Origin of the sequence: Nitrobacter sp. Nb-311A (assembly GCF_000152905.1) — a bacterium.
Taxonomy (GTDB): domain Bacteria; phylum Pseudomonadota; class Alphaproteobacteria; order Rhizobiales; family Xanthobacteraceae; genus Nitrobacter.
Map to the genome: position 1 here is coordinate 215,254 of NZ_CH672420.1, position 19,769 is coordinate 235,022.

Here is a 19,769-nt window from a genome sequence, read left to right on the forward strand (position 1 = left end):
TTACTCCGCTGCCGTCAGCATGCGACCCGACGCGAGCCGCGAGCATTCGGCCATCACAGCCGAGGCCCGCGCGATCGGGTTAGTCAGATAATAGTCGTCAATCGCAGCCTTGAACGGCGACTTCTCGATGCCGCCGCCCCTGCCGGCCAGATCCTTGATCGCGCGGCTATCGCCAGCCTCGATCTGGTCGATCCGCATCAGATGCGGCACTGTCTTGAACATCGCCTGCCGCAGTGCGGCCAGCGAGTCATAACCCAGGGTTGCGCCCAGCGTTTCGGAAAGCGCGCGAATGATCGCCCAGTCCTCGCGCGCCTCACCCGGCGGGAAGCTCGCCCGGTTCGTCATCTGGACCCGGCCTTCCGTGTTGACATAGATGCCGGTTTTTTCGGTATAGGCCGCGCCGGGCAAAATAACGTCCGCGCGGTGAGCGCCAGCATCGCCGTGGGTTCCGATATAAACGAGGAAAACGCCGTCCGGCACATTGATCTCGTCTGCGCCGAGCGAAAACAGAACATCAAGCCCGTCCGGCGCCGTCATCCGCCCCGCGTTCAGGCCGCCCTTCCCCGGCGCGAAGCCGAGGTCCAGAGCGCCGACCCGCGACGCCGCATCATGAAGGACGGCAAACCCGTTCCAGCCGTCTTTTTTCAGCCCGCCAATATCAAGGGTGAGTTTGGCCGCCGCCGCAAGAATGGCCGCGCCGTCCGGCCGGGACGTTGCGCCCGCTCCGACCAGTACGATCGGATTGCTGGCATTCTTCAGCACGTCGCGGAACTTGTTCTTGCCCGCCGCGAGATCCGCAAGCGACTCCGGGCCGGCGCCGAGATAATCATACTCGTAGGTCAGGTCGGCTTTCTCTCCGATCACGCCGATCATGAGCTGACCCGTCCGCCAGCGCTTGCGAATGCGCGCGTTGAGGATCGCCGCTTCCTTGCGCGGGTTGGATCCCACGATCAGCAGCGCGTCGGCCTGCTCGATGCCCGCGATAGTCGGGTTGAAGATGTAGGACGCCCGCCCCCGCGCGGGACTGAAGGCATCGCCTCCCTGCACCGCGATGTTGACCGATCCGAGTTTCGACAGCAGGTCCTTAAGCGCGAATAATTCCTCGACGGCGGCAAGATCGCCGGCGATCGCGCCGATCCGCTTGCTATCGGCGCCCTTCACCTTCGCCGCGATCGCGGCGAACGCTTCAGGCCACGAAGCGGGGCGCAACGCGCCGTTTTCCCGAATGTAGGGGCGATCGAGCCGCTGAGTGCGGAGCCCGTCGACGATGTGGCGGGTTTTGTCCGAGATCCACTCCTCGTTCACGGCGCCGTTGAAGCGCGGCAGGATGCGCATCACCTCGCGTCCACGCGTATCGACACGGATGGCCGAGCCAACAGCATCCATGACGTCGATGGATTGAGTCTTTCCGAGTTCCCAGGGCCGCGCGGCGAATGCATAGGGTTTCGACGTCAACGCGCCGACCGGACAGATATCAACGAGGTTGCCTTGCAATTCCGATGTGAGCGCACTTTCGAGATAAGTCGTGATCTCCATGTCCTCGCCGCGGCCAATAGCGCCCATTTCCGGCGCGCCGCATATTTCGGCGGAGAAGCGGACGCAACGCGTGCACTGGATGCAGCGGTTCATCGAGGTCTTGACCAGCGCTCCGAGATACTTGTCCTCGACCGCACGTTTGTTCTCGGCGAAGCGGGACGTATCGACGCCGTACCCCATCGCCTGATCCTGCAGATCGCACTCGCCGCCCTGATCGCAGATCGGGCAATCAAGCGGATGGTTGATCAGCAGGAATTCCATCACGCCTTCGCGCGCCTTCTTCACCATCGGCGAGCGCGTGGAGATCTGCGGCGGCTCCCCGTTTGGACCCGGACGGCAATCGCGCACGCCCCAGGCGCAACTCGCGACCGGCTTCGGACCGCCCTTCACCTCGACCAGGCACATCCGGCAGTTGCCGGCGATCGACAGCCGCTCATGATAACAGAAGCGCGGAATCTCGGCGCCCGCCGCTTCGCACGCCTGCAAGAGCGTATATTCTGCGGGCACGTCGATCTCTTTGCCGTCGATGATAAGCTTCGTCATGGCCTTACTCCGCCGCAACCATATGCGCGGGATCGAGGATGCCCTGATCGTCGCGGTCGGCCTTGTGCGAATACTGGTCGATGCGCGCCTCGATCTCATGCCGGAAATGCGCGATCAGCCCCTGGATAGGCCACGCCGCCGCATCACCGAGCGCGCAGATGGTGTGGCCTTCGATCTGCTTTGTAACCTCGAGCAGCATGTCGATCTCGCGCTTGTGGGCACGGCCTTCGGCCATCCGGGTCAGCACCCGCCACATCCAGCCGGTGCCCTCGCGGCACGGCGTACACTGGCCGCAACTTTCGTGCTTGTAGAAATAGGAAATGCGCGCGATCGCCCGGATCAAGTCGGTCGACTTGTCCATGACGATGACGGCGGCTGTGCCAAGGCCGGAACGCAGCTTGCTCAGACTGTCGAAATCCATCGGCGTATCGATGATCTGTTCGGCCGGCACCATGCGCACCGACGAGCCCCCCGGAATGACCGCCTTAAGATTATTCCAACCGCCGCGAATGCCGCCGCAATGGGTGTCGATCAACTCACGAAACGTGATCCCCATCGCCTCTTCGACATTGCAGGGACGCTCGACGTGGCCCGAAATGCAAAACAGCTTGGTGCCGACATTATTGGGACGGCCTATCGCGGCGAACCAGGCTGCGCCGCGTCGCAGGATGTCTGGCGCCACCGCGATGGACTCGACGTTATTCACCGTGGTCGGGCAACCGTAGAGACCGACATTGGCGGGGAATGGCGGCTTCAGCCGCGGCTGGCCTTTCTTGCCTTCCAGGCTTTCCAGCAGCGCTGTTTCCTCGCCGCAGATATACGCTCCCGCACCATGGGCGACGTACAGATCGAACGGGAAGCCGTGGATGTTGTCCTTGCCGATCAGCCTGGCCTCATAGGCCTCGTCGATGGCCGCCTGCAAGCGCTCTCGCTCGCGGATGAATTCGCCTCGTATGTAGATATAGCCGGCATGAGCGCCCATGCCGACGCCGGCCAGCAGGCAACCCTCGATCAACAGATGCGGATCGTGCCGCATGATCTCGCGGTCTTTGCAGGTCCCGGGCTCGGACTCGTCGGCGTTGACGACGAGATAGCTCGGTCGGCCGTCGGCATTGTCCTTCGGCATGAAGGACCATTTCATGCCGGTCGGAAATCCGGCCCCGCCACGGCCGCGCAAGCCAGAAGCCTTCATCTCGCTGACGATCCAGTCGCGGCCCTTGTCGACGATCGCCTTGGTGCCGTCCCATGCGCCACGGCGGCGCGCGCCGGCCAGCCGCCAGTCGTCGAGACCATAGAGATTTCGGAAGATGCGATCCTTGTCGTCGAGCATCAGGTTTTGCCCTTCTTGGTCGCGTCGTCGGCGGGCGGCTTCGGCACGGGACTTTCCCGCCGGCTTGCGGAGTCGGTCGGCTTCTTGGCGTCCGCATCCGTCAACGCCGGCTGCGCGCTTGCACGACGTCCGCCCTCGCCTTTCGCGGCCGCCGTATTCAACGTGGTCGGACCGCCGACCGGCGCGGAAAACTGGCGGTCGATCTGGGGACCGGGCTTCGGCGGATTGCCGGAAGCGAACCCGTCCAGCACCTTGCCGAAGCTCTCCTTCGTCAGATCCTCATAGGTATCCTTCCAGATCAGCACCATCGGCGCGTTGACGCAGGAACCGAGGCACTCGACCTCTTCCCATGAGAAATCGCCGTCCTTCGAAAGATGAAACGGCTCGTGGTGGATACGGCTTTTGCAGACCGCGAGGATGTCCTCAGCGCCCCGCAGCCGGCAAGGCGTGGTGCCGCAGACCTGGATGTGAGCCTTCTTGCCGACCGGCTGAAGCTGGAACATCGTATAAAACGTCGCGATCTCCAGCATCCGGATGTAGGGCATATCGAGCATGTCGGCCACGGCGCGGATCGCCGCCTCGGAGATCCAGCCGCCATGCTGCTCCTGCGCGCGCCACAAGATAGCGATGGCCGCGGACGCCTGGCGACCTTCCGGATATTGCGCGATCTGCTTTTTAGCCCATGCGAGGTTCTCCTCGCTGAAGGCGAAACTCTCGGGCTGCTGTTCTTTCGGTGCCAGGCGGCGAACGGACATCGTATTTTAGTCTCTCAATGAACACGTTGCGACGCGGTCGCGTTCAGACGACGAAAACGATCTTGCCAGAATGCGCTCGAGGTTCCGAATACGTTGTATCCAACGTGGGAAGCGACCTTGATGCGGTCCAGAATGGAGAGCTCGGTCAACGTCTCGAAACGGCCACTGGCCGGATCATGCACGATCAGATCTAGCGGCGTCTGCTCAAGAATATAGCGCGATACGGTGTGATTTCGGTCGTTGCCGTGCTCCTCGCAGAGGATGACGGCGTCGCCCTGCAGCACGCGGTCGCCGCCCTTGATGGCTTCAATCTCGACGCCTTCGACGTCAAGCTTGATGAGGTACTTGCCATCGGGGGAAATTCTGCCGTCGTCGAGCAGGTTGTCGAGCGAGAGCACCGGTACGCTCTCACCACCGGCATCGGCGCCGCCAGCGATGCTGAAAGCCTCATGCTTGGTGCCGGACAAACGCGCGATGCCGCGCGTCGCGCCGATCGCGCTCTGCACCGTCTCGAAGCGGTCGCCGTTGATCTTCGCGTTGTTTGAAAGCCTGGCGAAATTCTTCGATGACGGTTCGATCGCGATCGCTTTGCGCGACCCGAACGGCGCGCTGGTGACAAGCACCGACCAGTAGCCGTAATTGGCGCCGCAATCGAGCAGCGTGTAGTCGACGTCGGCTGAGTTGCGAAACAGCAGCTCAAGCTCGTCCTCATACTTGAAAGAGCGATTAAGCAGCTTGCTCCAATAGCCGTCGCCATAGGGAAACGCGAACGTCGCGTCGGGATTGAGTTTGACGGCGATATCGCGCTCCGGCAACGTCTTGCGCAGCAGGTTGGCGCAACTGTTATAGCCGCGATGCGAAAATAGCGAGGACACTTTGGAGCCCGCCACCAGCGCCAGCGCAGCCGCGCGCTCCCAGGCATTCGCGCCCTGAAGCACGCCGGAAGTTCGGTCAAACTGAATCGGCGGCTGCGCGATCACCGGTCAACCTCTCCGAACACGATATCGAGCGAGCCGAGAATGGCGGACACATCCGCCAGCAGGTGCCCCCTGCAGAGGAAATCCATCGCCTGCAGATGCGCAAAACCCGGCGCGCGGATCTTGCACTTGTAGGGCTTGTTGCTCCCGTCGGAGACGAGATAGACGCCGAACTCTCCCTTGGGCGCTTCCACGGCCGCATAGATCTCACCCGCCGGAACGTGGAAACCTTCGGTGTAGAGCTTGAAGTGGTGGATCAACGCTTCCATCGAGCGCTTCATCTCGCTGCGGCGGGGGGGAAAAATCTTGTTGTCCTCGACCGCCACCGGCCCCTGCCCGTCGGGAGCGCGCAGCTTGGCGATGCACTGCTTCATGATGCGAACCGACTGCCGCATCTCTTCCATGCGAATGAGATAGCGATCGTAGCAGTCGCCGTTCTTGCCGATCGGAATGTCGAAATCCATTTCGGCGTAGCACTCGTAGGGCTGCGCCTTGCGCAAATCCCAGGCCGCTCCGGAGCCGCGAACCATGACTCCGGAGAAGCCCCATTCCCAGGCCTGTTTCAAAGTAACCACGCCGATATCGACGTTGCGCTGCTTGAAGATGCGGTTGGCGGTCAATAGCCTGTCGAGATCGGCGACAACCTGAAGGAACGGATCGCACCAGGCCTCGATATCATTGATCAGCTTTGGCGGCAGGTCCTGATGCACGCCGCCGATGCGGAAATACGCGGCATGCATCCGAGAGCCGGACGCGCGTTCGTAGAACATCATCAACTTCTCGCGCTCCTCGAAACCCCACAGCGGCGGGGTGAGCGCGCCGACGTCCATTGCCTGCGTTGTGACATTGAGAAGGTGAGAAAGTATGCGTCCGATCTCGCAATAGAGCACCCGGATCAGCTGGCCGCGCCGCGGCACCGCGATCCCCAGCAGTCTTTCGGCGGCGAGACAGAAGGCGTGCTCCTGATTCATCGGCGCGACATAATCGAGCCGATCGAAATACGGAATCGCCTGAAGATAGGTCTTTTGCTCGATCAGCTTTTCAGTGCCGCGATGAAGCAGGCCGATGTGCGGATCGACGCGCTCCACCACTTCGCCGTCCAACTCCAGCACCAGGCGCAATACGCCGTGCGCGGCCGGATGCTGCGGGCCGAAATTGATCGTGAAGTTACGCATACCGGGAGTTACGGCGCCAAGTGCTTCGTTCATCAGCTACCCGCCTTGCCGTCCATCGCCTTCTCATCACCAGGCAGCGGATAGTCAGCGCCCTCCCAAGGTGACATGAAATCGAACTTGCGAAATTCCTGATTGAGACGCACCGGTTCGTACACGACCCGCTTCTCGGCATCGTCGTAACGTACCTCCACGAAGCCCGTTAGCGGAAAATCCTTTCGCAGCGGATGTCCGTCGAAACCATAGTCAGTCAACAAACGCCGCATGTCGGGATGACCGGTGAAGATCACGCCATAGAGGTCGTAAGCCTCCCGTTCAAACCAGTCCGCGCCAGGAAACACGTCGATCAACGAGGGCACCTGCGTGGTCTCGGAGGCGTACGCACGCAGGCGAATACGCGCGTTCAGCGCCGGGGACAGGAAATGATAGATCACATCAAAGCGCTTCTCGCGGCCGGGATAGTCGACCGCGGTCACGTCGATGATGTTGATGAAGCGACAGCGCTGGTCGTCGCGGATGAAGCGGGCGACCTCGACAATCTTCGCAGCCTCGACCGTCACGGTGAGTTGACCGAACGACATGGAATGTCCGGTGGCCGCGCCCGGAAGCGTGGCAACAATCATCTGGCCCAAGGCATCGAGCCTGCTCTCGTCCATCCCTTAACCCTCAGCGTTCGATGGTTCCAACTCGCCGGATCTTCTTTTGCAGAAGCAGGATTCCGTAGAGAAGCGCCTCGGCCGTCGGCGGGCAGCCCGGCACGTAGACATCGACCGGCACGATGCGATCGCAACCCCGCACCACCGAATAGGAATAATGATAGTAGCCGCCGCCGTTGGCGCACGATCCCATCGAGATCACGTAACGCGGTTCCGGCATCTGGTCGTAAACCTTGCGCAGCGCGGGCGCCATCTTGTTGGTCAGCGTGCCGGCGACGATCATCACGTCCGACTGGCGCGGCGATGCGCGCGGCGCAAAACCAAAACGCTCGACGTCATAACGCGGCATCGACACCTGCATCATCTCGACCGCGCAGCAGGCCAGGCCGAAGGTCATCCACATCAGCGAACCGGTGCGCGCCCAGGTGATCAAGTCGTCGGCCGCGGCGACGAAGAATCCCTTGTCGGACAATTCGTGGTTGACCTCGAGAAAGTACGGATCGCCGGCGCCGACAGACCGGCCTGTGCCGGGGTCCAGAATCGAGGTTCCCGCCGGACCCGAGACAGGGCTGCCGGTGTAAGCGGCCTTTGCCGTGGGAGAGTTCAATCCCATTCGAGAGCGCCTTTCTTCCATTCATAGGCAAAACCGACCGTCAGCACTCCTAGAAACACGATCATCGACCAGAAGCCTGTCACGCCGAGCTTGCCGAACGTGACCGCCCAGGGGAAGAGGAACGCCACTTCAAGGTCAAAAATGATGAAAAGAATAGCGACTAAATAAAACCGAACGTCAAACTTCATCCGGGCATCGTCGAATGCGTTAAATCCGCACTCATAAGCGGAAAGCTTTTCAGGATCCGGCTGCTTGTATGCCACGACGAACGGAGCGATCAGGAGCACAGCGCCGATCACGGCCGCTATGCCGATAAACACCACAAGCGGAAGATAGTTCTGCAAAATGCCGCTCATAGGCGCTTCCCCTCGCTGCGATGCTTACCTCGCAGATTTGTTGGAACTTTTGAGAGGCTTTAGCCTAGCAAAACAGGGGTGGCAAGATAGCCTATTTTGACGCACCCGGAACGGAGATTTTGCGGCTTGACATCATAGCATTAGACCGCAGCCGGGCCGCCCCCCTGCTGCCCGCAACCCAGGATCACGGCTCAAAATTAGACCCGATGAAACCATTTCGGGGATCCCGCGACGCCGAGCTGAAACAAACCGGTTTTATTGCTCTTGCCCACGGACCACGAAGTGGCCGGGAGACGGGAGGCGAACCATGAACCATTCGATCCAGAGCGCAGACCGCGCCACCCACCTGAAGATCGTGATTATCGCCCTGGTCGCAGGCGCCGTACTGACAACTTTCGGAACCTCCCTTCGCCCGAGCTCTAATTTCATCCAGACTGTTCACGTGACCAAGGCCGGACAACCGACGATGGTATCCAGTTCGCAAGCGTCACTCGTGAGATGAGCGGCCAAGGTCAGGCCGCGGAAAGCGTGGGAATGGCATCCAGTTCGGCGCCGATCTGTTTTTCGGCCTGCTCAAGATCATAAACGCGCTGCATGGCGAGCCAGATGCCAGGGCCGTTGCCGCACAGCTTGCCGATGCGAAGCGCCATGGCGGCCGTAACAGGCTGCTTCTCGTCAAGAATGTCATAAAGCGTCTGCCGCGAGATGCCCAACAGCTTCGCGATTTCAGTCTTGGACCTTCCGAGTGCAGGAAGAACGTCCTCACGGAGAAGCTCCCCCGGGTGAGTAGCGGGGATGCCGCGCTTGATCGATCGCTTGGTCATCAGGGGTAATCCTCCAGGTCGATATCGATGGACGTGGCGACGACGCCGGATGACATATCCCCGGTCACCGATTCTCATAAGAAGGCCGCCAGACGACCTCCAATACCTGAGTCTTGGAAGACGGAGTTACCTCCTGTTCCGGATTATGTATCTCTGCCAGACGACGCGATCGGTACACCGATGGTAGAACTTTCAAATGGCGAGGTGGCGGTTGGGGGATGCGATCGAGTGGACCCTGCAAAGCCCAGTCCCGGACGATGGCAAGATTTCCACAAGAGGGCCTGCGAGGGCACATTCGTTGAAATCAAGGATAAGCCAGGCCGGCTGTTGATGGTGCTACGGGCTCCAACGAGGGCACTTCGCGACCGCGGACGATTAGCTCCGTTAAGTGGGTCAGCAAATCTATTGATTATGGAAGATCGTGGAGCAAACCCTACGCACTTTGCGACGTTCTTGGCGATTGTTTATACAGCCCATCATCAATTTCCAACCTTATCTACGTCCCTAACTGCCGATTATACTGGATTGGAAATATCATTTGATCTCGTCCTATCGGAAATCTACCACGTTACCCGCTCATGATCGGCGAGATAGACCCTGAACAAGGGGCCTTTAAAAACCTCCCAACGCCCATCGACACATTGGGGGCTTCACTTTTTGACAGTCCAAACTTACAGCTTTCGAATTTCTCAACCTTCCCCGACGCGGACTCTTTGATTGTACTCCATCGGTTTGATCACTATGAGAAGTTTCTCCCCTTACATCATAGGGCTATCCTATCAATTGGTACAGGATCGAATTCAAATGAAGTGGTCCAGATTGGCCGCAGTTTGCGCATCTGCCAGTCTAGTCGCTTTCGTTCTCTGGCTTTGCGGGCGCGGCTTTGAGTTTACGGACGAAGGATTTTATCTTAATTCCATAGCGTATCCTTGGGCTCAAGAGCGTGCCCACCTACTCTTTGGATTCGCATTTCATCCGGTATACCTTTTGGCGGCAGGCGACGTGGCGACTCTTCGTTACGTGAATGTTGCAATGCTTTGGCTATGTGCCTCTGTAGCATTCTTCGCTGTCTTGAATGAATTGCCACCCAAGACTCATTTGCTCCACAGGTTGGCGCTTTCTGCTGCCTTAGGCGTGACGTCCTTCAACCTTTTTCTTCTTTGGCTTCCGACGCCATCCTACAATGCTCTTGCTTTGAGCGGCCTGCTACTGGCGACGGCGGGAGCTGTGATCTGTCGCGGAAGTCACAGCTTCTCTGCAGGACCAGTCATGCTAGGAATAGGCGGATATATAACATTCCTAGGAAAGATTTCATCAGCAGCTCTTCTGGCGCTAGTCGTGCTGGTCTACCTTTATCGACGTAAAGCGCCATGGCCGGCAGTGGCAATCGCAATAGGTGTTTCGACGCTACTATTGCTTGCAACGGCAATGATGATCGACGGCTCCCTTCTCGCTTTTGTTGATCGGCTCCGCGGAGGGCTGACGCTGCTTCACGCGTTGTCCGACGACCATAACTTGTTGCGTTTGCTAAGACTTCAATTTCCCCAAATGGATATACTATCCGGTGGACTATTGGTTGGAATGACCGCTCTAGTGCTTGGAGCGGCTCTTAATTCGCGCAGGACCTTCTCCTCGACCACAGCGTTACTGTTATCGATGCCGGCAGTTTACGCCTTCGGCACCGCCAATAATCCGTGGTACGCTGTTTCGATGGCAGCAGTATTTTTTGTCGCTGCTGCTGTTAGTATATCAGACTCCTTTGAGCGCATTCCTGCAATTGCTATATCATCAACCCTCATCACTGCAGTCTTGATCGGCGCCGTGGCTAGCAATCCATATCGCCAAGAGTCGTCGCTATTTTCGCAAGCATCGCCGACCAATCTTGGCGTTTTAACGTCACCCGAAGTTGCCGGTTATTTGAACACTCTTGAGCAGGGTGCGACGAATGCAGGATTTACTAAAGGTACGCCTACCCTTGATCTCACCGGCGAGTTTCCGGGCACTGTCTACGCAATCGGAGGATCTTCTCCCGGCTCGGGTTGGCTGGTCTACGGATACCCAAATTCAGAGAGCTACATCGACGCTGCCCTGATGACTGCGAAATGCAGTGAAATTGGACAAGCGTGGATACTCGTCAAATCCAGCGCGCCTGACGGCGTCTACCCCTCGGTCCTCAATAAGCGCGGTCTCTCCGTCGCGGATTATGATGCAGTTGCGTCAGCTGAAACTAAAAACCTTCGTTGGGGAGATGAAGGCTTCGTGGTTCACACTCTTATGCGACCAAAGCCGCGACCAGACGAGAAACTGACGGATTGTGAGCGGGGATAAGAAGGCAAAGATTGCGGGAAGATTCACGGCGGCGTCAGAGACTCTGACACCATAACGACGCGCAGGTTTCCTGCGTCGCGCTCCGCCGCGACGTGGTCGAGAAATCCCGAGAAGACATCGGGCGAGATCGAGTAAAGGTCGTTCGGATCGTTAGTCGCTTTGTGAGCGACAACGTACCAGATCGACGGCGTCGGCGCGCTTATCAGGGAATCGAGCTAATCGCATAGGTTCTGCATTGCACCGAGTCGGCACCGCTGGCAGACATCGCGCTCTTTCAACTCACGCAATATACGCAAGAACATCAAGTTTAACAGGCTCTTGGACTTTATTCCTCGCACCTCGCCCGAATTATTCTCAAGCTCATGAACCAACGCCACGGGGTGACGTTATCCGCCAAGCGTCGTCGACCCTGAGGGCCGACAGGACCAGTGGAACTCACGCCTCACAAAGGAGGCCGCGATGGTCGAACGTAAGCGCCTCAGACAATCCAAGCCCTTAAAACAACGTCTCATGGAATTTGCTGAAGAGGTTCGTAATGAAGCGAATAGTCTGCCTCCCGGTGTCGAACAGAATCAGCTTCAAAAGAAGCTACGGCAGGCCGACGCCGCAGCCCGGATCGACGAATGGGCCAATTCAGCCGAACTACAGCCGCCCACCGATGATCGTAAGGTTCGAGTGGCCGGTCGGTGAGTGACCTGAGGTGGAAGATCTGCGCAGCTTCCGCTGGAAGGCCGCTCCTGCGGCGCGATTACGCCAGCTTCCTTGGCGAAGCGTGTCGAGTCGAATCGCGACGTGCATATGAGTCGAATCGCAAGATTGAAAGGGGGTCTAAGTATTTGAAAACATTGGCGCGAGAGACGGGACTCGAACCCGCGGCCTCCGCCGTGACAGGGCGGCGTCTTTCTAACATTTACAATGCAGTTTCTGACTCTTTCTTCGCCAAAACCCGGTTGGAAGCCCGATTTTCAGACTCCATTTTGGCAAGAGTCAGAAAGTTTTTCAACGCCCCTCCCCAGGGCATGAGGGCCGTGCCAGTCGCGCTCAAGCGAGCCTGAGCGGATCTGGCAATGTCAGGTATTCCCAGGGAGGCGCTGGCGCGCCGGCTGGCCTTTGTCGGCACCACCGGTTCCGGCAAGACCTACACCGCCAAAGGCGGCATCAAACGCAAGCTGAGGCAGGCGAGCGCGTCGTCGTCATCGACCCGCTCGATGCGTGGGACTGCGGCTGGATGTCGCGGGAAACGTCCCAAGGGACGTGTGCGGGCCAGCGAGAGGGAGGGTCGCCAATGACAGCTCCCCTCCCTCGGCTCGAGCTCGCGGATCCGCGATCGCCCTTCGACGAAGCCACCATCGTCATCGATGGCCACGAGGAAGAAACCATCACCATCGAATGCACGGGCGCCAAGACGTTGGCCGCGCGCCTGGTCAAGCTCGTCAACAATCATGCCGCCGTCGTCGAAGCCCTGACGGCGGCGGTGCACGCCTTGCGTTCCTACGAGTACGGCAACGGGTCGACAGAGCTGGCCCGCTCGATCGCCGACCACTGCGAACAGCTCCAGAAAGGAACGGCCGCATGACTGACCTTCTGAACTTCCCTGCCCGGCACCAAGCGCTCTACGACGAGATCGCCCGATCGCATCCATCGCTGATGAGCGGCAAAGTATGGTGCAGTCGTTGCGGCCAGCCACGCCAGGTGGATGCCGCGAAATGCCTGCGCGACGGCTGGCCCAAGTGCTGTGGCGCAACCGTGTCGCTCGATCAGCGGAATGAGGTACCGGCATGAGGCTGATCATCGAAGCCACCGGCACTATCGAGCGCGTCCATGGCATGCCGGCACGGGTCTGGAAAGGCAAGACCGAGAGCGGCATCGAGGTCACCTGCTGGATCCCGATCGTCCAGGTCCGGCGCGACGCCGACAGCAGCCAGTTCGAAAAGGAGCTGAAGGAAATCGAGGTCCTTCTCGACGACGGTCTGGCCGAGGCGATCCGGGAGTTAATGCTGCCGGGGGAATCCTTCGCGGATGCGATCGATCGCCTCGCCGCCAGTCGGCATTGATCGTGCCGCGCGATCGGAAAGTGCTAGAGGAAGAACTCGACTATCTCGGTCCGGTCGCGATCGCGATGTTCGTCGATCTCGGCTGGATCCGGCAATGGCCGATGAGTTGGTCGAACGGCGGCCTGCGAGCGCTGGAAGGGCTCCTTTCAATATCTGCCCCTCGTAGACGTTTCGTGTCGGGGCCACAGGTTGCGGCGGGCGGATTCCCCTGCGGCATACTGGCCCGGCCGACGCGCCAGGATCCCGGCCGGGACCAATATTCCGACGGCTCCTCAGCCGGATACGGCCCGTTAACCCCGGAGTGAAATGGTGGACGCTCAAATGGACCGCCAAAATGCCGAAAAAGGTCACGCGTCTCGACCTTTGTCGCGAATTGCTCGAGCTTCGCGCCAAGTATGCTGATCCCATCGACCGGATGGACGCGATCAAGAGCGAACTGAAGCTCCTCTCCCGAAAGGACGGCAAGTTCCGCGAAACCATCGCCGGCTTGGGATACGTCTCGGTCTCGCCCGAAACCCCAGAGCGGGTGGTCGGCGAACAGCCGGTGATCGACGTTGCCAACTGGCAGGGTCTGAAAGAGGCCCGGCGCGAAAAGCTCCTGGCCGACGGTCTGGTCTCGATCCAGCCGATCATCAAAGGCGCTTACTACGGCCGCGTCGACGTCAAGCTGCAGGCTTAAAAACGACAGTTCTCAGCTCGCCTTGCCGGATCCACAAACAAAAGCGCCGCCGGCGGATGCCTGCGGCGTTTAGTGCATAAAAATGGATAATGATGCATAATATGGAAAGGGGCCGCGAGGCCACATGTCATCGCCGTTCCTCCCTCAGCTCCTCCCGATCGATCGCGCGCCGGATCTGGTCACGGTGAAACTCCTCGGTGCCGACGTAACGGCCGCGCGCGGGATCATAAGTCGAGGCAGGCTCGCCGCATCCGGTCAGCAGCAAGACCAGCACCGTCATGGCGCCACCGGCTAACCGCGCGACCATGCCGCGATCTTCGCCACCGACTCGCCGAACATCACGAAGCCGGCGAGAATGCCGAGCACGGTGATGATGACCCACTTCGCGAAAGTTCCAACTGTCCAGATCGCGGAAACGAGTCGGATGCCGTCGTTCAATGTCTTGATCTCATCCGGCCGCAGGTTGGTGAGGAATTCCTTCGTCGCCGGCGGAAGATCATCGAACCGCTTTGTCTCGCTCATTTAATCCTCACTCGATTCAATGATGTTGCCCGCCGCGCGCTCCTGCGCCCCGACCGCATGAAGCTTGTTGCGGCAGTCGGCGGTGACGGCGCGCTGTGCGGCCTCATAGCCGCCGGCGGCCGACCCCGCCTTGTTGCCGACTGTTGCGGGATTCGGAGGCACCGCATCCCTCTTGCAGGTGAACGCGGTGGGCGGGAATTTCGGGCCGGAGACAGTGACCCTAACGGGCTCAGGCGCTGGTGCAGTGGCGCACCCGCCGAGCGCGGCGACTGCAGCCAGGATGAAAAAGCGGCTCATTTCGGCGCCCCCAATCGCTTGCGCTCACGTGACCAGGCATCGAGCAGCACCTTCGGCACCGGGCCGTCATCCGCCGCCGGTGCCGCCTTGAGGATCGCGGTCTCTTGATTCTGGGCCCGCTCAGCGGCCAGTTTGTCAGCATCGAGTTTTGCCTGAGCCTTTGCCGCCTCGTTCCGCTGGCGCTCGATCTCCTCGCGATGCGCCTTCTCAGCGTCCAGATCGCGGGCAATGAGACAGGCCGGCAGGTCTCGCTCCGCGACGCTCGGCCGTCTGTCGCAGCCATATTTAACCTCGAGGGCGCGGTGCTCGGCCGAAAGAACATCGAATGCGCCGGCCTTCTGATAGAGGTTGGCCACATAGAGCGACACGCCAGCGACCGCGGCGGCGGCGACCAGGTAGGCGATGATCTTGATATTCATCAGTTCACCTGCCTCTTGATCCACGCGCGCACGTTGCCCGGGCCCATGAAAAGCACGAACAGGATTACGATCAGCAACACGCCGCCAAACAGCACCGCGACCACCTGCCAGTCGGTCAGGTAGCCGAAGACGCCGAGTCCGGCGCCGCCAGAAAACCAGCCGGTGACGGCTTTCCACTTGCGGCGCAGCCACGAAGGTTTGGGCTCAGAGTCGATGTGCGTGTGGTCGCGGTCGGCGTGCAGGTCACTATCTGCGTCGGTCTCTGGCACGTCGAACAGTTTGACGGGTTTCACCCCCGGATACCCGCTGGCGTCGCAAAACTCGAAATGCATGGGATCGGTGCGACCGCGATAGTCGCCGCCCCACCTCGCACCCTGGCGCTTGAAGGCATTGATGACCGGCTGCGGCATGTTCCCGCGTCCCGCACCGAGGCCGTTCTCCGCCGCATTCAGGTCGATCGCGGCGCCATAAGCATGGTTCGACCACTTGGTGGCGCTGCCACGCACCTTCCGAGGATTGTAGGTGCCGGCGTACTTCGAGATCCCGAGCGCGTCGATCCTGCGCTGATCGCGCCCGTAATACTCCCAGATTTCATCCAGCGCCGCCTTGAGAGCCCCGGCCGCCTTGCGGTGAAACCGGATGCGGCTAATCGGCTTGCCGTCGTAATACATCTGAAACGGCGGCACGACGTTGACGAGCTGGCGCTCGACGTCGGGTCCGGGCGTTCCGTAAAAGGCCAGAAGGTCAGCTTGATTGTCTCGCGGCCACTTGGTCATAGGTTCTCGTCCCCGGAAAAAGAGGTTGGTTGGGCTCAGGTTTTGAGTGGATTGCGGGCGTGCCTACGCGCCGCGGTGAAGGATCAATGCCCGGTCAGGCCGCACGCCAGCGCCCCGTAAGCAATCTGTTGACATTCGTAAACCAGTTGCTTACATTGATCGCATGATCAGGACGTTTCGCAGCAAGGTGCTTGCTGACCTGTTTCAAACCGGCAGAAGCGCAAAGATCGACCAGAAGCTTCACAAGCGAATCCTTGTCCGGCTGGACCGCCTTGATGCTGTGACATCGGTCGATGACCTCAATCTGCCCGGATACAATTTTCACTCGCTAAAAGGCTTCGACCCGAAACGCTACACGATCCACGTCAATGGTCCGTGGTGCATCACCTTCGAATTTCATGACGGCGATGCTTATCGCGTCGATTTTGAGCAGTACCACTAGGGAGTCTCAGCAATGTCCGAACATAAAGCCACCCGCAACAAGGACCGCTGCCCCTCTCATCCCGGCGCGGTGATCGCCGACATTCTGGACGATATCGACATCTCCAAGACGGAGATTGCCAGTAGGCTAGATCTGTCGCGCCAGCACCTCTATGATCTTCTTGCCGGCCGCAAGCCTCTTTCGCCTCAGGCCGCGGTCAAGGTCGCCAAGGCGCTTGGCGGCAGTCCGGAATCCTGGCTTCGCATGCAGGCAGCATATGATGCCTGGCATGCAACGCGAGAAGTAGACGTCAGCCACATCCGGCCGATTAAGGCGGCGTGAGCGCGATTTGGGTGTCGTCATGGCTAGAAAGCTTCCGCCGATGCACCCCGGAGAAGTCCTCGGGGAGGAATTCCTTGTGCCGCTCAACTTGTCGGCCGGCAAACTTGCGAAAGCCTGCGGCATTCCCCGCACCCGGCTAGAACGGATCGCCAATGAACAGATCGGAATTACTGCCGACACGGCCTTGCGCCTCGCCAAGGCTTTCGAAACAACGTTCGACGAGATCAGGCCGGCTGACCTCGATCGATGTCCTGGATCGTATTAGCCACCAGTCCGAGATTGGGTTCGACGGCTGTCGTGTATCCGCCGTCGTCGGGATCTGAGGGGATGATGTCAACGGCAGCGCGCCCACTGTCGTCGACCGTCACTACCGATCCGCGATGCACACTCCTATACAACTCCAACAGTCGCGCAGAATTCAAAATCGGATTAAAGTTCTTCTCTGCAAGTAGACGCGCGTTCTGCCCCATCTTTACGGATATCGCTCGGTTATCAGCGAGGTAGCAGATCGCCTCCGCGATTGCCTTAGGAGACTTTCAGGAATCGACAGACCTGTTTCGCCATGGACCAGCGTATCAGGCTTCGGGTTTTCAACCGCAACAATGCTCGGTCTCCCTGCGAATGCAGCCTCAAAAACAGGCCGCCCGGCAGCCTTGAGGTGTGAGGGAAATGCCAGAACATCGAAGGCGCTATATGCGGCCGAGATATCACGGGTAGGCCCAAGGAGATGAAAGCGCGCGCCAATCCCATACTCGCTTATCTTACTCACCACATCCGACCCGACATTTTGAGCCAAACCGAGTGAACCCAATACTTTTGCTCTTAAACTGCGATCATTGCCCGTCATGCCGCCAACGATGGCGAACTGTCATTCGGCATGCAAAATTGACCCCGTAAGCCGGGGGATCGGCGTCCAAAATTGACCCCCTACAGGTTGGCTGTTGCGCTGCCTGCTTTGTCATGAAGCAGGTGGTCGGGGATGCTGATCGTGGAGACGATTGCGCGGATACGGCGCGAACACTTCATCAAGGGCAAGACGATCAAGGAGATCGCCCGTGACCTGAAGGTGTCGCGGAACACGGTCCGGAAGGTGCTGAGGTCGGGCAAGACCTTGTTCGAGTATGAGCGTTCGATCCAGCCGCGCCCCAAACTCGGGCGTTGGGCGGCGGAGCTTGATGAACTGCTGGCGGCGAACGCGGCCAAATCGGCTCGCGAACAGCTGACGCTGATCCGGATCTTCGAAGAGTTGCGCGGACGCGGCTATGACGGCGGCTACGATGCCGTACGGCGTTACGCCAGGCGTTGGAGCAAGGAGCGCGGGCAATCGACCGCGGCGGCCTATGTTCCGTTGAGCTTTGCGGCGGGCGAAGCCTACCAGTTCGACTGGAGCCATGAGATCGTTCTCCTCAACGGCGTGACGGCGATCGTGAAGGTCGCTCATGTCCGGCTGTGCCACAGCCGCATGCTGTTCGTGCGGGCCTATCCGCGGGAGACGCAGGAGATGGTATTCGACGCCCACGACCGGGCGTTCGCACTGTTCAAGGGTACCTGCAGCCGCGGCATCTACGACAACATGAAGACGGCGGTAGAGACGATCTTCGTCGGCAAGGATCGCCGCTACAATCGCCGCTTCCTGCAGATGTGCAGCCACTATCTGATCGATCCGGTCGCCTGCACGCCGGCGTCGGGCTGGGAGAAGGGTCAGGTCGAGAACCAGGTCGGGCTGGTCCGGGAACGGTTCTTCACGCCACGGCTGCGGTTCAAAACCCTGGACGAGTTGAACGCGTGGCTTCTGGATAAGTGCATCGCCTACGCCAAGGCGCACCGACATCCAGAACTGGCCGAACAGACGGTCTGGGAGGTGTTCGAAGCCGAGCGGCCCAAGCTCGTTCCCTATGCTGGCCGGTTCGACGGATTCCACGCGGTGCCGGCATCGGTCTCGAAGACCTGCCTGGTGCGCTTCGACAACAACAAATACTCGGTCGCTGCCAGCGCCGTCGGGCGCCCGGTCGAAGTTCAAGCCTATGCCGATCGCATCGTGATCCGTCAGGACGGGCGCATCGTTGCGGAGCATCCGCGATCGTTCGGACGCGGCGAGACGACCTACAATCCCTGGCACTACGTGCCGGTGCTCGCGCGCAAACCCGGGGCCTTACGTAACGGCGCACCCTTCAAGGACTGGGTGTTGCCGGCCGCGATCGAACGGATCCGGCGCAGGCTCGCCAGCACCGACGACGGCAATCGACAGATGGTCGACATCCTCAATGCGGTGCTGACGGACGGTTTGTCGGCGGTCGAAGCCGCCTGCGCCGAGGCGATCGCTCATGGCGTTCATTCCGCTGACGTCGTTCTCAACATCCTGGCTCGCCAACGCGAACCCGCTGCACCGGCCAACATTATGACGCCGGCGGCACTGACGCTCCGCCATGCGCCGATCGCCGATTGCGCCCGTTACGACAACCTCCGGAGGACCATCTGATGGAACGAACCCAAATCTTCGACGTCATGGGTGAGCTCAAACTCTACGGAATGAGGGCTGCGTTCGACGAGATCATGGCGACGGCCGTCAAGCGCCAGCACGAACCTCAGCACATCGTCGGCGACCTGCTCAGCGCCGAGATCAACGAGAAGCAGGCGCGGTCGATCAAGTACCAGCTCACCATCGCCAAGCTGCCATTGGCCAAGGATCTCGATGACTTCCAGTTCGAAGGCACGCCGATCAATCAGACGCTCGTCAATGATCTCGCCGGCGGCGGCTTCATCGCCCAGCAGCGCAACGTCGTGCTCGTCGGCGGCACCGGCACAGGCAAAACCCACCTGGCCATCGCAATCGCCAGAAGCTGCATCCGATCCGGCGCCCGCGGTCGCTTCTACAACGTGGTCGACCTCGTCAATCGCCTCGAGATCGAGACCCGTAACGGACGTCAGGGCCGGCTTGCCGAACATCTGACCCGGATGGACTTCATCGTGCTCGACGAACTCGGATATCTGCCCTTTGCCCAATCCGGCGGCCAGTTGCTGTTCCATCTCGTCAGCCGGCTCTACGAGCGTGCTTCCGTCATCGTCACCACCAATCTCGCCTTCGGCGAATGGCCCAGCGTGTTCGGCGACGCCAAGATGACCACCGCGCTGCTCGACCGGTTGACCCACCACTGCGACATCGTCGAAA

The 19,769-nt window shown here is 60.1% G+C and carries 28 protein-coding genes and 1 pseudogene; 14 read left to right on the top strand and 15 right to left on the bottom strand.

The window, feature by feature from the left end:
• From nuoG to NB311A_RS16995, 8 genes are read right to left on the bottom strand one after another with little or no spacing between them, the layout of a single operon-like run.
• A complete protein-coding gene (gene nuoG, locus NB311A_RS16960; protein ID WP_009799877.1) occupies window positions 1–2,079 on the bottom strand; it encodes an NADH-quinone oxidoreductase subunit NuoG in 2,079 nt (692 codons plus the stop codon).
• 4 nt (window positions 2,080–2,083) lie between these two features.
• Window positions 2,084–3,409: an NADH-quinone oxidoreductase subunit NuoF gene (gene nuoF, locus NB311A_RS16965; protein ID WP_009799878.1), complete on the bottom strand. Its 1,326-nt coding sequence runs from the start codon at window positions 3,407–3,409 to the stop codon at window positions 2,084–2,086.
• Window positions 3,409–4,164, bottom strand: coding sequence for an NADH-quinone oxidoreductase subunit NuoE (nuoE, locus tag NB311A_RS16970; RefSeq protein WP_009799879.1), 756 nt, complete (start codon window positions 4,162–4,164; stop codon window positions 3,409–3,411). The genes nuoF and nuoE overlap by 1 nt, the downstream gene beginning before the upstream one ends.
• 14 nt (window positions 4,165–4,178) lie before the next feature.
• A complete protein-coding gene (locus NB311A_RS16975) occupies window positions 4,179–5,141 on the bottom strand; it encodes an FkbM family methyltransferase (protein WP_207382392.1) in 963 nt (320 codons plus the stop codon).
• A complete protein-coding gene (locus NB311A_RS16980) occupies window positions 5,141–6,349 on the bottom strand; it encodes an NADH-quinone oxidoreductase subunit D (RefSeq protein WP_009799881.1) in 1,209 nt (402 codons plus the stop codon). The genes NB311A_RS16975 and NB311A_RS16980 overlap by 1 nt, the downstream gene beginning before the upstream one ends.
• Window positions 6,349–6,969: an NADH-quinone oxidoreductase subunit C gene (locus NB311A_RS16985; protein ID WP_009799882.1), complete on the bottom strand. Its 621-nt coding sequence runs from the start codon at window positions 6,967–6,969 to the stop codon at window positions 6,349–6,351. The genes NB311A_RS16980 and NB311A_RS16985 overlap by 1 nt, the downstream gene beginning before the upstream one ends.
• Before the next feature lie 10 nt (window positions 6,970–6,979).
• Window positions 6,980–7,582 (bottom strand): NADH-quinone oxidoreductase subunit B family protein, encoded by a 603-nt coding sequence (locus tag NB311A_RS16990; protein WP_009799883.1) that lies wholly within the window; start codon window positions 7,580–7,582, stop codon window positions 6,980–6,982.
• Complete coding sequence (locus tag NB311A_RS16995) at window positions 7,573–7,938, bottom strand: NADH-quinone oxidoreductase subunit A (protein ID WP_009799884.1); 366 nt, start codon at window positions 7,936–7,938, stop codon at window positions 7,573–7,575. Before NB311A_RS16995 ends, NB311A_RS16990 begins: the two co-directional genes overlap by 10 nt.
• Before the next feature lie 307 nt (window positions 7,939–8,245).
• On the opposite strand from NB311A_RS16995, the gene NB311A_RS20835 reads away from it, so the two are divergent.
• Window positions 8,246–8,440, top strand: a complete 195-nt coding sequence (locus NB311A_RS20835; protein WP_009799885.1) for a hypothetical protein — start codon at window positions 8,246–8,248, stop codon at window positions 8,438–8,440.
• 10 nt (window positions 8,441–8,450) lie between these two features.
• Here the strand turns inward: NB311A_RS20835 and NB311A_RS17000 are convergent, their stop codons facing one another.
• Window positions 8,451–8,762 (bottom strand): HigA family addiction module antitoxin, encoded by a 312-nt coding sequence (locus NB311A_RS17000; protein WP_009799886.1) that lies wholly within the window; start codon window positions 8,760–8,762, stop codon window positions 8,451–8,453.
• 804 nt (window positions 8,763–9,566) lie between these two features.
• Here NB311A_RS17000 and NB311A_RS21610 point away from each other — a divergent pair.
• From NB311A_RS21610 to NB311A_RS17035, 8 genes are all read left to right on the top strand, one after another.
• Window positions 9,567–11,090, top strand: a complete 1,524-nt coding sequence (locus NB311A_RS21610; RefSeq protein WP_131522931.1) for a hypothetical protein — start codon at window positions 9,567–9,569, stop codon at window positions 11,088–11,090.
• A 459-nt stretch (window positions 11,091–11,549) separates the two neighbouring features.
• Complete coding sequence (locus tag NB311A_RS17010; protein ID WP_040675714.1) at window positions 11,550–11,780, top strand: hypothetical protein; 231 nt, start codon at window positions 11,550–11,552, stop codon at window positions 11,778–11,780.
• 377 nt (window positions 11,781–12,157) lie between these two features.
• On the top strand, window positions 12,158–12,379 hold the full coding sequence (locus tag NB311A_RS17015) for a hypothetical protein (protein WP_009799889.1): 222 nt from the start codon (window positions 12,158–12,160) through the stop codon (window positions 12,377–12,379).
• Window positions 12,376–12,666 carry a hypothetical protein gene (locus NB311A_RS17020; protein ID WP_009799890.1) on the top strand — a complete coding sequence of 97 codons (291 nt, stop codon included), beginning with the start codon at window positions 12,376–12,378 and terminating at the stop codon, window positions 12,664–12,666. The genes NB311A_RS17015 and NB311A_RS17020 overlap by 4 nt, the downstream gene beginning before the upstream one ends.
• Window positions 12,663–12,872, top strand: a complete 210-nt coding sequence (locus NB311A_RS20840; RefSeq protein WP_009799891.1) for a hypothetical protein — start codon at window positions 12,663–12,665, stop codon at window positions 12,870–12,872. Before NB311A_RS17020 ends, NB311A_RS20840 begins: the two co-directional genes overlap by 4 nt.
• Window positions 12,869–13,144, top strand: coding sequence for a hypothetical protein (locus NB311A_RS17025; protein WP_009799892.1), 276 nt, complete (start codon window positions 12,869–12,871; stop codon window positions 13,142–13,144). The genes NB311A_RS20840 and NB311A_RS17025 overlap by 4 nt, the downstream gene beginning before the upstream one ends.
• A 2-nt stretch (window positions 13,145–13,146) precedes the next feature.
• Complete coding sequence (locus NB311A_RS17030) at window positions 13,147–13,449, top strand: hypothetical protein (RefSeq protein ID WP_131522932.1); 303 nt, start codon at window positions 13,147–13,149, stop codon at window positions 13,447–13,449.
• Between the two features lie 29 nt (window positions 13,450–13,478).
• Entirely contained in the window at window positions 13,479–13,823 is a 345-nt protein-coding gene (locus NB311A_RS17035; protein WP_116394803.1) for a hypothetical protein, read from the top strand.
• Window positions 13,824–13,950: 127 nt separating this feature from the next.
• On the opposite strand, the gene NB311A_RS17040 is transcribed toward NB311A_RS17035, so the two are convergent.
• From NB311A_RS17040 to NB311A_RS17060, 5 genes are read right to left on the bottom strand one after another with little or no spacing between them, the layout of a single operon-like run.
• On the bottom strand, window positions 13,951–14,130 hold the full coding sequence (locus tag NB311A_RS17040; protein ID WP_009799895.1) for a hypothetical protein: 180 nt from the start codon (window positions 14,128–14,130) through the stop codon (window positions 13,951–13,953).
• Window positions 14,115–14,345: a hypothetical protein gene (locus NB311A_RS17045; protein WP_009799896.1), complete on the bottom strand. Its 231-nt coding sequence runs from the start codon at window positions 14,343–14,345 to the stop codon at window positions 14,115–14,117. The genes NB311A_RS17040 and NB311A_RS17045 overlap by 16 nt, the downstream gene beginning before the upstream one ends.
• Window positions 14,346–14,642, bottom strand: a complete 297-nt coding sequence (locus tag NB311A_RS17050) for a hypothetical protein (protein WP_009799897.1) — start codon at window positions 14,640–14,642, stop codon at window positions 14,346–14,348.
• On the bottom strand, window positions 14,639–15,061 hold the full coding sequence (locus NB311A_RS17055; RefSeq protein WP_009799898.1) for a hypothetical protein: 423 nt from the start codon (window positions 15,059–15,061) through the stop codon (window positions 14,639–14,641). Before NB311A_RS17055 ends, NB311A_RS17050 begins: the two co-directional genes overlap by 4 nt.
• Window positions 15,061–15,837, bottom strand: coding sequence for a M15 family metallopeptidase (locus NB311A_RS17060; protein WP_009799899.1), 777 nt, complete (start codon window positions 15,835–15,837; stop codon window positions 15,061–15,063). The genes NB311A_RS17055 and NB311A_RS17060 overlap by 1 nt, the downstream gene beginning before the upstream one ends.
• Before the next feature lie 163 nt (window positions 15,838–16,000).
• Between NB311A_RS17060 and NB311A_RS17065 the strand changes: the two genes are divergently transcribed.
• From NB311A_RS17065 to NB311A_RS17075, 3 genes and pseudogenes are all read left to right on the top strand, one after another.
• The gene (locus NB311A_RS17065; protein ID WP_009799900.1) at window positions 16,001–16,279 is read left to right on the top strand and encodes a type II toxin-antitoxin system RelE/ParE family toxin; all 279 of its coding nucleotides are present in this window, start codon (window positions 16,001–16,003) and stop codon (window positions 16,277–16,279) included.
• A gap of 12 nt (window positions 16,280–16,291) precedes the next feature.
• Window positions 16,292–16,600 (top strand): HigA family addiction module antitoxin, encoded by a 309-nt coding sequence (locus NB311A_RS17070; RefSeq protein ID WP_009799901.1) that lies wholly within the window; start codon window positions 16,292–16,294, stop codon window positions 16,598–16,600.
• Between the two features lie 19 nt (window positions 16,601–16,619).
• Window positions 16,620–16,814 (top strand): annotated as a pseudogene (locus NB311A_RS17075) (HigA family addiction module antitoxin); the annotation flags it as partial.
• A 258-nt stretch (window positions 16,815–17,072) separates the two neighbouring features.
• On the opposite strand, the gene NB311A_RS23250 reads toward NB311A_RS17075, so the two are convergent.
• Window positions 17,073–17,447 (bottom strand): glycosyltransferase, encoded by a 375-nt coding sequence (locus tag NB311A_RS23250; protein WP_083780503.1) that lies wholly within the window; start codon window positions 17,445–17,447, stop codon window positions 17,073–17,075.
• A gap of 132 nt (window positions 17,448–17,579) precedes the next feature.
• On the opposite strand from NB311A_RS23250, the gene istA reads away from it, so the two are divergent.
• A complete protein-coding gene (gene istA / locus NB311A_RS17080; RefSeq protein WP_009796680.1) occupies window positions 17,580–19,079 on the top strand; it encodes an IS21 family transposase in 1,500 nt (499 codons plus the stop codon).
• The coding region (gene istB / locus NB311A_RS17085; protein WP_009799903.1) for an IS21-like element helper ATPase IstB at window positions 19,079–19,769 on the top strand (691 nt) is incomplete at its 3' end. The genes istA and istB, both read left to right, overlap by 1 nt.